This is a genomic window from Chamaesiphon sp. GL140_3_metabinner_50, from assembly GCF_025361915.1.
In the GTDB taxonomy this organism is placed as follows: Bacteria; Cyanobacteriota; Cyanobacteriia; order Cyanobacteriales; family Chamaesiphonaceae; genus Chamaesiphon.
Genome location: NZ_JANYJC010000207.1, coordinates 18,296 through 29,495 on the forward strand (window position 1 = coordinate 18,296; position 11,200 = coordinate 29,495).

7 protein-coding genes, 1 tRNA gene and 2 pseudogenes are annotated in these 11,200 nt (G+C 46.8%); 2 read left to right on the top strand and 8 right to left on the bottom strand.

Going from position 1 to position 11,200, the window contains the following annotated elements; translation table 11 throughout:
* Positions 1-105: 105 nt before the first annotated feature.
* The gene (locus Q0R35_RS10440; RefSeq protein ID WP_295617262.1) at positions 106-1,389 is read right to left on the bottom strand and encodes a WD40 repeat domain-containing protein; all 1,284 of its coding nucleotides are present in this window, start codon (positions 1,387-1,389) and stop codon (positions 106-108) included.
* 145 nt (positions 1,390-1,534) lie between these two features.
* Between Q0R35_RS10440 and Q0R35_RS10445 the strand changes: the two genes are divergently transcribed.
* Positions 1,535-3,352 carry an ABC transporter ATP-binding protein gene (locus Q0R35_RS10445; protein ID WP_295617265.1) on the top strand — a complete coding sequence of 606 codons (1,818 nt, stop codon included), beginning with the start codon at positions 1,535-1,537 and terminating at the stop codon, positions 3,350-3,352.
* A 278-nt stretch (positions 3,353-3,630) separates the two neighbouring features.
* Here the strand turns inward: Q0R35_RS10445 and Q0R35_RS10450 are convergent.
* Both Q0R35_RS10450 and Q0R35_RS10455 read right to left on the bottom strand, forming a co-directional pair.
* A tRNA-Pro gene (locus tag Q0R35_RS10450) sits at positions 3,631-3,704 on the bottom strand.
* Between the two features lie 72 nt (positions 3,705-3,776).
* Complete coding sequence (locus Q0R35_RS10455; RefSeq protein WP_295617285.1) at positions 3,777-4,304, bottom strand: GNAT family N-acetyltransferase; 528 nt, start codon at positions 4,302-4,304, stop codon at positions 3,777-3,779.
* Between the two features lie 277 nt (positions 4,305-4,581).
* On the opposite strand from Q0R35_RS10455, the gene Q0R35_RS10460 reads away from it, so the two are divergent.
* The gene (locus Q0R35_RS10460) at positions 4,582-5,166 is read left to right on the top strand and encodes a biopolymer transporter ExbD (RefSeq protein ID WP_295617267.1); all 585 of its coding nucleotides are present in this window, start codon (positions 4,582-4,584) and stop codon (positions 5,164-5,166) included.
* Positions 5,167-5,193: 27 nt separating this feature from the next.
* Here the strand turns inward: Q0R35_RS10460 and Q0R35_RS10465 are convergent, their stop codons facing one another.
* From Q0R35_RS10465 to Q0R35_RS10480, 5 genes and pseudogenes are all read right to left on the bottom strand, one after another.
* Entirely contained in the window at positions 5,194-5,526 is a 333-nt protein-coding gene (locus tag Q0R35_RS10465; protein WP_295617270.1) for a Uma2 family endonuclease, read from the bottom strand.
* Positions 5,516-5,725: pseudogene (locus Q0R35_RS19540) on the bottom strand (GNAT family N-acetyltransferase); the annotation flags it as partial. The gene Q0R35_RS10465 and the pseudogene Q0R35_RS19540, both read right to left, overlap by 11 nt.
* A 428-nt stretch (positions 5,726-6,153) precedes the next feature.
* Positions 6,154-6,771 (bottom strand): annotated as a pseudogene (locus Q0R35_RS19545) (serine protease); the annotation flags it as partial.
* Positions 6,772-6,942: 171 nt separating this feature from the next.
* Entirely contained in the window at positions 6,943-10,359 is a 3,417-nt protein-coding gene (gene ileS / locus Q0R35_RS10475) for an isoleucine--tRNA ligase (protein WP_295617276.1), read from the bottom strand.
* A 624-nt stretch (positions 10,360-10,983) separates the two neighbouring features.
* Positions 10,984-11,200 (bottom strand): SDR family oxidoreductase (locus tag Q0R35_RS10480; protein ID WP_295617279.1); only part of this gene is annotated, 217 nt, incomplete at its 5' end.

Below are 11,200 nucleotides of genomic sequence, written 5' to 3' on the forward strand. Positions count from 1 at the left end.
ACTTCAGCTATGAGCGCGAAATTCCATTTCAGCGCGGATATCGATTGCAATAGAGGAAATCGATCGGTTCTTCTTCGGCACCAACGACATAAAATCGAGTCATATTTAAAACTGTCTCTGCCATACTCTAATAGTTCGATCCCGACTACTACTAACAAGGGTTTTACCATCGGGACTAACTACCAAACAATGAATCAATTCTGTATGACCTGTGAGAATGTTAACACATTTTCCAGTGTGCAAATCCCATACTCTAATTGTTTTGTCACTACTGCAACTAAAAATATAATTTCCATCTGGACTGATTACCACCCCATAAACCCAACATTTATGACCTTTCAGGGTAAATTTAATTTTTCTTGCTTGCAAATCCCAAACCTTAACCGTTTCATCAGTACTCCCACTCACAACAGTTAGATTATCTGGGCTAATAGCAACCGACCGAACAGTATCTTTGTGTTTGAATATCATCGATAGTTCTCTCGTCTTAAAATCCCAAATCTTTACCTGTGCATCTTTACCACCGCCGATTATAATCTTTCCATCATTACTGATAGCTAAAGTATGAGTGAAATTTTTTGATTGGCTCAGATTTTTCGCAGGCTTTCCAGTTTTTATATTTCTAACCTTAACGATGCTATACCAACCGCTATAGATAAGAAATCGCTCGCAAGGACTAATAACTAATGAGGATGCTGGATAAGAATATTCTTCTAGTAACATGATATATTCTCCTGTCCGAATATTCCATGAAATTATGCCTCTGTCTGAGTCAAAGTACATTGTCTCTATCCCTGGCGAGTTCCGAATTAAAGCCTCATTTACCTCATTCGCGAATACATAGTTATGTACGTCGCTACTAATTAACTTTATATATCCACCCCTGCTAATTAGACTCTTCCCATCGGGCGTAACAATTAAAGTACCTGTCTCATGATAGGGGAAGGACATGGATTTTTGTTGTTTGGTTTGCATATCCAAAACATTTATTTGCTGTTCGTTTCCACTAAATAGAGTATGGCCATCTGGAGCTATTGCAATGCTTCTTGCGATCGAATCTTGCTCCCAAGTATGAATGCAACTCATGTTGAGCCACGGATTAAATTCAGATAAAGCACGTTTAGCACTTTGTTCTTGTCTATCTCTAAGTAATGAAAAAGCTTGCCATTTTAACTGGTGCGAGTCATTTTTCCAGACATCAATAAGCAGCTCTAAGCCCCGATTGTCATATTTTAAGGTTGCTCGAAGTGCCGATATTTGGATTTCCTCATCTTGGCTAGTTAAGCGTTGCTCGATCCCTTCAATTCCACCCAGAACAACAGTATCTGTAGTTAGACGATTTTGGCCGCCTAAAATGGCATCGGTGTTGGATGGTTGAATTTCTGTCATGCTGATAGAGATCGATCGATTTACCAATATTATGCCCAATCGATTGCAAAACCTGACATTGCCAAGCTGGTGGGGCACCTGCTGTTTTTCAGCGGTAGGGTACTAGATCGTTGGCAGCTAATTTTCAGATCCTTAGAGTTTGCTCATGGCATCTTATCGAGATATTATCGGATATTTTCGCGGCTACGGGACGATCGCGACCATCAGTATTGCCGCGAGCAGTCTGTTTGAGGTGGTAGATTTAATCGTACCCTACGCGATCGGTCAAATTCTTAATGTGCTGTCCAAACAGCCACTTGATGGGCCGTTGGTGGCACTCACAACCGCGCTGGCGGCGAGATTGGGTCTGCCAGTATCGGCGAATTTATCGCTAGGAGTGCTGCTGGCGATCGTGTTTATAATTTCTGTCGTGCGGGCACCGATTCAGCCCTGGATCGGCAGTTGGTTCCACTGGGCAATCCCCCTACGGGCGAGGCGCGATCGTGCCGATCTTACAATTCAAAAAATTCTGAGCTTGCCATTAGCCTTCTACGATGAGAACAACCCCGGACGGATTGCCGGACGGATCGCGCGGGGGTTAACCAACCATACTTGGTCTTACCCAGAAGTCGCGGGACAGGCTATTCCCAAGCTAGTCAGGGTGGTGGGCATTTTTGGCACGATCTGTTTGTTAGATTGGCGGATCGCCATTGCCTTTGCGATGTCTTTTCTGGCTATTTTTGGATTTAGCCTCACCGGGTTGCGGCGGATTATCAAACGCGAAGCACTGCTCGATCGCTACATGGAGAACACGGAAAGCCGTACTTCCGAAATTATTACTAATATCAAAACTGTCAAGGCTTTTGCCGCCGAACCCGCCGAACTCACTCGACAGCGGCAACGCCTAGATCGCGAGTTAACAGTCGTACTCCATCGCATCCATCGCAGCTACGTGAAACTGAATATGTGGCAGCGCACGACAATTCAAAGCTGTATCTTTGGCATCCTCATCATGACGCTACTCGCCACGCAACGCGGCGAACTGTCTTTAGGTCATTTTGTAACGCTGCTGACGATCTCTAGTATGGCTTATGCTGAGTTAGAACCCTTGAGTGTCTTGGCAGAGTTTCTGGCGCGGCGTTATGCGTCGATGTTGCGCTTTCATGAGTTTATGCAGGAGCCAGTTGGCTCTGACGCAATGGATCTTAGTTCGATCGAGCGATCTGCGGTTGCATACAATTTTACGGGTAAGGTGGAGTTCGACAGCCTCAGTTTCGGTTACGACCCAGAGCGACCGATTTTACAAGATATTAACCTGACGATCGAGCCATATCAAACCGTTGCCCTGGTTGGCAAATCGGGTTCGGGGAAGTCTACGCTCGTAAAGCTGTTGTTTCGCTATTTTGAGCCAACTTTGGGTCAAATCCGGATTGATGGCACCGATGTGCGATCGCTAGATATTGGCGCGTATCGATCGCGCTTGGCAATCGTCCATCAGGAAGTCGATATCTTTAACGGGACGATTCTAGATAATCTCTGCTATGGCAACCCCACCGCTGATGCTAATGAAGTGGCAGCAGCTTGTAAAATGTCGCGGGTCGATGAATTTATCCACGAGCTACCCCAGGGATATGCCACGGTGGTGGGGGAAAGAGGCGTTCGACTCTCTGGCGGACAAAGGCAGCGGCTGGGGATTGCCCGCGCTTTAATCGTCAATCCCCAGGTATTAGTGTTCGATGAGGCAACTTCTAGCCTCGATTATGAGTCGGAACGGGCGATTCAGCTAGCGATGCGATCGATTTTAGGCACGAGAACGACGTTGATTATCGCGCACCGACTCAGCACGGTACGGGATGCTGACAAGATTGTGGTGTTGGAGCGGGGTCGGATTGTCGAGGTCGGGACGCACGATGAGCTACTCAAGCACAACGGTGTTTACGCTCGGCTCCACGCGCTGCAAGAATCTGGAGTGTTGCCGTCTTAACTAGGTATTGCCAAGATCTAGACTCAAAATCTGAATCTACTCGATCGTGACAAATAATTAGTTAATGTCAGCTAAATTTTAATTAGTTTAAGTTTCTACCGATCGTCCCAGCGGTTAGAAACCGCCGCTCTGCAAAGCAGACGCTCCGCGAACGGAATGCAAAGTCCGCCTACGCGGACTGAATTGTTAGTCCGCGTAGGCGGGCTTTGCAACATTAGCCACGATTTCAATCGTTGGCGTTCTAGTTGCTAGCAACTTAGGTTAGTTGATTTAATAAATCGGGGTGACAGGATTTGAACCTACGACATCCTGCTCCCAAAGCAGGCGCGCTACCAAGCTGCGCTACACCCCGTTGTCTGTACAAGCCATCATAACATACGATCTGACAAATCGATCGCTAATATCCAAAAATTGCTGCCCCCAACTAATCGGGATACCAAAACATCCCCTTAATGCCCTCTGGATCTTCAACAAAACCCATCCCGTTGTAGAAACCGACCACATGAGCATCGGCAAACAGCGTAATATTGCTAATATCTTCAGCACGAATTTTATCGATCGTGTATTTCATCATCGCCTTACCCAATTTTTGGCCCTGATAATCGGGATGAACGACGACATCCCACACAGTTGCATTAAAAGCACCATCGGAAGTAGCACGCGCAAACCCAATCATGCGTTTCGATGCGCCTCTAACTTCCCACATTGAAACTACGATAAAGCTATTTTGAATTGCCTTCTTGACCTTACGCAGCGGACGACGCGACCAACCGACAATATCGCACAGTTCCTCTAACTCATACAGATCGAGATTTCGATCGGTACTTAAAAAAACTTGAGTATTTGGGGGAAGATTAATTCCAGTTACTTTTACGGCAGTATCATTAGAGGTACTTGCTTTCGGTTCAGTAGCTGTATCGCCACCACTAAATAAACTCTTCCAAAAAACCATGTGGTGTGAATGACGAAGATAATGATTGCAGCTCCCAATCTTCGCCAGTTGGAGCTGGGGATCGATCGGTACATTCGATCGAATCATAACATTATTTTTAATTAAATTCTCGTCTGATACTGGCTGTGACAACCCATAGCAGATCTCCTCGCCAAGTAGTACAGTTGAAAATCGGCAGCCAATGTCCAGGCAAAGATTTAATCGAGATATTTGCAATCGATCGTAGAATGAGAAAATATCGACATCTCAATCCTTAATCCCCCATCCGCCTCTACTTATGAAAATCGACGCTGGCAATACTAACGAAGAACCCAGAATTGAGCTAGTACCGTTAATTGATGTCATCTTTTGCATTTTGACATTTTTTCTATTAGCAGGGCTACAAGTAGCCAGACAGCAGGCAATTAGCGTCGATATTCCCAAGGCTGCCAGCGGTACGCCAGCGGCTAGAGAACTACTAATGGTAAGTCTTAATGATGCGGGACAACTCTTTGTCGAACAGCAACCGATGTTAGTTCCCGGACAATTAATCGAAGCAGTCAAACAATACCGTCAGGCGCGTCCCAATAGCTCGATCGTTTTATATGCGTCCAAACAAGTCAGCTACAGTAAAGTCGTCGAAGTCCTCGACGCGCTCCGATGTGTGGCAGGAGATCGAGTCGCACTAGCTACTTTACCATCCAATACCGTCGCACCCACTCCCCCAGTCATCACCAACCCCAATAATCCTGGTGTGGTAAATCCCAGCACCACTCAGCCGAATCCTGGGGTAACTACTACACCCGCGACCGGGATACTCACCCCACCCACGCAAGCCAATCCCAGCGTAGCTCCGACTGTGACTCCCAGTAAATCGCCTTAACCAGTTGGGAATCGTCGATTTCTGTAGCTAACTCCACAAAAATCTAGCATCGAGTACGAATCCTGGTAATACATCTTCACCCAACAGCGACTCAGGCGCAGTCAATAGTTCTGGTGGTTTTCCCAGTCGATAAATAGCAACGCGTTTACCCTTCGGATCTAGCAACCAACCCAAGCGACAACCGCTTTCCATATATTCCACCATCTTGGCTTGTGTCTGCACCCAAGAATCAGAGCGAGACATCAGCTCGACAACAAAATCTGGACAGAATGGCAAAAATCCCCGTCGTTCTTCTGGAGTCAAAGCTTCCCATTTATCAATGGTAATCCAAGCTACATCGGGCGATCGATTAGTCGGCAATACAAGCGCGTAAATCGTTTAGTGTAATCATAAATGTCATTGGTTCGATCGGAGATTCATCAAACCCTAAAGCCACATAAAAATTCTTAGCTTCTGCTGAAATTGCATGAACGATAATCCCGCGAATCCCGATCGGATCTGCTGCGCGATCGATCCGTAATGCTGCATCTCGAAATAACGCCCTTCCCAAACCTCGCCCCGATTGATGTAGGCATTGGCATATTGAGGATCGAGGGCGATTACGATCGCGTAATCGCTTAGAGACTGCCGAAACTCTTGAAGTTGTGCGTAGACAACTGCACGAACGAAGTAAGCAACCGTATATCGGGGATTAATCCTAATCGCCTCGCTCAATTCCTGAATAGCTGTACGTTTTCCAGTGGTGACATCAGCACCAGGCTCTACAAATTTATTAAAACCTGCGATAAAGTACTCATCTGCGCCAACTGGTGTTTGTTCTCTTGCTGCTTTGAGGTTAGAAGGCAAACGATTTCCACCGACGCTAATTCCGGCACCTGCGAGATCTTGCACTAGCCACCGGACGGGAATGCCTCGGTTATAGCCGATTTTGCTGCCGACTTGAGACTTATCGTCAAGCTCAGTATTTTCGCCAAATCGTTCGCCTTGTCCGTGAATAGCTACCAACTGACCATTGCGATCGAACACGCCACCCCCGCTCATTCCTGGCAAGGTGAAAGCATCATAAACAACACTGTAGCCGCCGCGATCGCCTGTAATGCGTTTATCTACTACCGCAGTTACTTTTCCCTGATTGAAGCTAAAACCGGGCTGTTCGATCGGGAATCCAGCGGTATAGACCACATCTTCTGCTTTCAACGCACTGGCAGTACCTAATTGCACTACTGGATACTTGCTGCTACTCCGAAACTGGACGATCGCCAGATCGAGATCGGTACCGATAAGTTTGACGCTGGTGGCTGTGACTCGATATTTTTGTCCGTCAACTAATCCCAGCTCGTAAGTCTCTCCTGCTGGGACTCGATCTCGACGATTTTGCCCACAGACGACATGGCGATTGGTGGCGATCGTGTAGAGGTCGCCAGCACGCGCGATAATTATCCCCGAACCGACGCTACGATCTTGCTGCAATCGAATTTCTACCGTCACGCCACGCGCGCTCGATTTTACTTCCGCATCTGACTTTGCCGCCATGACCGCTGGCTGTACCAATACCACACTCATCCCCACCAATGCCGTAGTCAAAAACCAAGTAGTACGGTACATATTTTCGCAATTCTCCAAAGGAGAGGCTCTCGGTTACGAATTAAAAATTAGCTCTATCATACAATGTCGGTCGATCTCAACACATCAGCTCGATCGAGCATTAATTAAGCCATCCTCAAACAAGGCGTTCGAGGATGGCTGAAGTTCAATCTAAGTTACAACTAAAACTGGTTAAAATTCACCAACTAAAGCATCGATACAGCGATCGCAAATGGCTGGCTGTTCGCTATTTTGACCGACGGTGGGTGAATAGTTCCAACACCGATCGCATTTGTCGCCATCTGCTTTGATGACTCCAATTTTACCCCCGGCACTGGTGGTTTGATGTTGGCATTCTTGGAGTAAGTTTGCATCGTCGATTAGCTCGACTTGAGAGGCGAGGAATAGGTACCGCAATTCGTCGATTCCGTTGGATGGGGTTTGAGGTGTGGCTGTTGGCGTAGGTACGCTGACGGGTGGGTGAGGAGTTAATTCTCCCGAATTTTCGATCGCGGAGATCGTCCGTTCGGTATAGTATTGTGCGCCGACGATTTGGTCTTTGTACGCGATCGCCCGATCGATCGTTTGTTGACGTTTTTCGGTGGTTAATAGATTACGAATTACAAACAATCCACTCATGACTACTCCGACACCTTTAAGGGTGGTTTCGACAAAGGGAATCCGATTGACGATATCGATTAACCCGATCGTAATATACAGCCCAAATGCGCCAGTTAATACTAGTAATGTATTCCCAATCAATCGCCAACCTTTTTGATAAGTCTCGATCGCGATCGCCAGACTACTACTAATGACATTACCACCACTTTTTAATGTTTCACCGATTTCTGTTAATGGCGAACTATTAACTAGTCGATCGATCGTCGGTGTCCGAGAATTCCCCACATCAACTACCATCATCCCGCTCTTGCTCCCCTCCAAGAAGGGGCTGGGGGTGGGTTCCGAATTGTCGAACGATAACGCCCCCAATTTAGCTCGGAGTGCGGGATCGACTACCTGCAATAATACCTTAGCTTCTAGGCTCGAACCGATCGCTTTATCGGTGCGCGCTTGTTCCATGACCTTATTAATATCTGTCCGCAGGTCGCGAATTTTATCCCAGGTGACGGCTAAATCAGGCTGTAACCATTGCGGATCGAGTTTGACCCAACCGGACTCAAATACCGATTTATAAGGGGTAGGGTAGGGCAAATACTGCCAGATATCTTCTGCCATGTGACAGAGGACGGGGGCGATCGCACGGGTCAGATTTTCGAGGATAATGGCGATTACTGTTTGACAACTGCGGCGACGGAAGGAGTCGGGCGCGCTGATGTAGAGCCGATCTTTGGCGATATCTAGGTAGAAGTTCGATAGATCGACGATGCAGAAGTTCTGCACGGTTTGGAAGAATTTAAAGAATTGATAGCGATCGAATGATTCGGTAATTTCGTTAAATACCACACTCATTCGATGCAGCATATATCGATCGAGTTCGGCTAATTCGGCATAAGGAACGGCATCTTTCGCCGGATCGAAATCGTGGAGATTGCCCAGTAAAAATCTTGCTGTATTCCGAATTTTACGAGAAGCGTCGGATAGTTGCTTGAGGACGTTCGGGCCGATTCTTACTTCAGTAGAATAATCTACCGACGATACCCATAGCCGCACGATATCGGCTCCATAGGCGGGATCTTTTTGCGGGTTTTTACCACCATCCATCACTACCATCGGGTCGATAATATTACCCAATGATTTGCTCATTTTCTCGCCCTTTTCATCCAACACGAAGCCGTGAGTGAGGACGGTTTTAAATGGCGCGATGCCGTTATTGGCGACACTAGTTAATAAGCTCGATTGGAACCAACCCCGATGTTGATCCGATCCTTCGAGATACATATCTGCTGGATAAGCTAAATTATCTCGCTGTTTGGCTACCGCCGCCCAGGAAGAACCGGAGTCAAACCAGACATCCATCGTATCTGTTCCCAGTCGATAGCTGCGTCCGTTGTGACGATAAGCTTCGGGTAATAATTCCTCAACAGACATCGAATACCAGGCATCGGAACCATGTTCGCGGAAGATATTTTGAACGTAGTTAATCGTTTCTTCAGTTAGTAATGGTTCGTTAGTTTCATTATCGTAAAAAACCGGAATCGGTACGCCCCAATTACGTTGGCGCGAGATGCACCAATCCGAGCGTTCTGCTACCATCGGTCTGATTCGATTCTCTCCTTGAGCGGGAATCCATTCTACTTCCGAAATTGCTTTTAAGGCTGCTTCTTTAAATCCTTGTACCGATGCAAACCATTGCTCGGTCGCGCGGAAAATTGTTGGCTTTTTAGTCCGCCAATCGTAGGGATATTTATGTGGATAAGCTTCTTCTTTAAGTAAAGAATTCTTTTCGAGCAATGCTTCAATTACTAATTGATTTCCATTACCTAAAACATTTTCACCTTGAAATAATTCGCCTGCTTCTGCGGTAAAATTACCATCGCCATCGACAGGTGCGAGAATGGCTAGCCCGTATTTCATCCCGACGATATAATCTTCTTGTCCGTGCCCTGGTGCGGTATGTACCAAACCAGTACCCGATTCGGTAGTGATATAGTCGCCACCGATAATTACCGGACTGTGCCGATCGTACAGCGGATGCTTATAAGTGGTATGTTCTAATTCGGCACCTTTGATGACGGCTCGATCGCTCAAATTGAGGTTTAATTTAGTAGCTAAACCTTCAACCATGTCCGCCGCGACGATCGCATATTTACAGCCACTGTAATGATTATCTTCCCGTCCGGTAACTTCGACGATCGCGTAATTGAGATCGGGATTCACCGCCACTGCTAAATTCGCGGGAATCGTCCAAGGTGTAGTCGTCCAGATCGCGACGGCTAGATCGTCTTTGAATGGTTCTAAAATCGCCTTAGCCGCATCCGCAACCTGCGTGACTTTAAACGCCGCAAAAATGCTCCGCGAGACGTGTCCTTCGGGATATTCTAGCTCTGCTTCTGCCAGGGCAGTCTTAGAACTGGGACTCCAATGGACGGGTTTCAAACCGCGATAAATATAGCCCTTTAATACCATTTGCCCGAACACGCCAATTTGCGCCGCTTCATACTCTGGTTGCAGCGTCAGATAGGGTTTATCCCACTCACCCCACACACCCAAACGTTTAAAGCCGATTTTCTGCTCCTCAACTGTCTTGAGGGCAAACGCCGCCGCCTTCTGGCGCAGCTCCAACGGCGAGAGGTTTTTCCGCTCCTCTGGCTTCATGTCTTGAATTACTTTAAGCTCGATCGGCAGTCCGTGACAATCCCAACCAGGAACGTATCTGACTTTGCGCCCCTTGAGCAACTGATAACGATTGATGATATCTTTGAGCGTTTTATTGAGCGCATGACCCATGTGCAGCGTACCATTGGCGTATGGTGGGCCATCGTGCAAGACAAAAATCTCGCCGGGATTCGACTGTGACAGCCGTTCAAAAATCTGCTCGTCTGCCCAGAATTTTTGGAGTTCGGGTTCGCGAATGACTGCATTCGCACGCATGTCAAACTTAGTCTGGGGTAAGTTTACGGTGTTTTTGTAACTTCCTGGTGCTGTCACAGTGGTAAAGGCTTGTTGGTTTGTATCCGTCTATTATAATCGGTCGAGTGCTGGGTTCGTTCGACTGGGATTCGTCGTTTGGGTGACGACGCTCTGGTTGCAAGGCTTCAATACAGGAATCGATCGCAAATAAATCGAGTAAAACTTCAGTTAAATTAATGAAATCGGCTAAGTTGCAAAAAAATGGAGATCGTTATCTAAAATAACGATCTCCATTAAAGTTTAAACCCCGATTTCCCTTCGTAACAATCGCTAATGAGAGCAACATTACTAACAAGAATACTTTTAAATGTTGGTGGCTTTCGTTCGGTAGCTCAACCAACCTTCATGTTCTAAATATAACTAGGGGAATTACCGAACGACCTCAGCCATTCGACGCGATAAGAAGGCTTAATCGATCGTTAAGCTCGTAGGGGCAGGTTGATGAGATCGATTTAAACCTGAAATCAACCTAATTCAAACCTGCACTTCGAGGAGCTTCAGTGACCACCCAAATCCACCAGCAACCTCAATCCGATCGGGAATTCGATCGGTTAATCGTGGGGTTAGATCGATCGGTTAATTGTAGGTGAAGGCAGGTTTGTACGCTAGTTGTCGTTACATTCGAGACCGATTGCTTTTTTGCTAACCATTATCTGCAAACCCAGGATATAAAGTCATACCACCATCTACAAATAGTGTCGTGCCGTTGACATAATCGGAGTCATCAGAAGCCAGCCAAACTGCGGCTTTGCCGATATCGTCTACATTCCCCACCCGTTTAGCTGGAATCAGTTTTAGCAACTTTGCCTCAGCTTCTGGGGTAGCCCAAGCCGCTGTATTGATGGGAGTTTCGATCGCG

Excerpts from the sequence above, each read along its gene's own strand:
- Q0R35_RS10440 (WP_295617262.1), bottom strand. The coding sequence starts at position 1,389 with ATGACAGAAATTCAACCATCCAACACCGATGCCATTTTAGGCGGCCAA.
- Q0R35_RS10445 (WP_295617265.1), top strand. The coding sequence starts at position 1,535 with ATGGCATCTTATCGAGATATTATCGGATATTTTCGCGGCTACGGGACG.
- Q0R35_RS10455 (WP_295617285.1), bottom strand. The coding sequence starts at position 4,304 with ATGGTTTTTTGGAAGAGTTTATTTAGTGGTGGCGATACAGCTACTGAA.
- Q0R35_RS10460 (WP_295617267.1), top strand. The coding sequence starts at position 4,582 with ATGAAAATCGACGCTGGCAATACTAACGAAGAACCCAGAATTGAGCTA.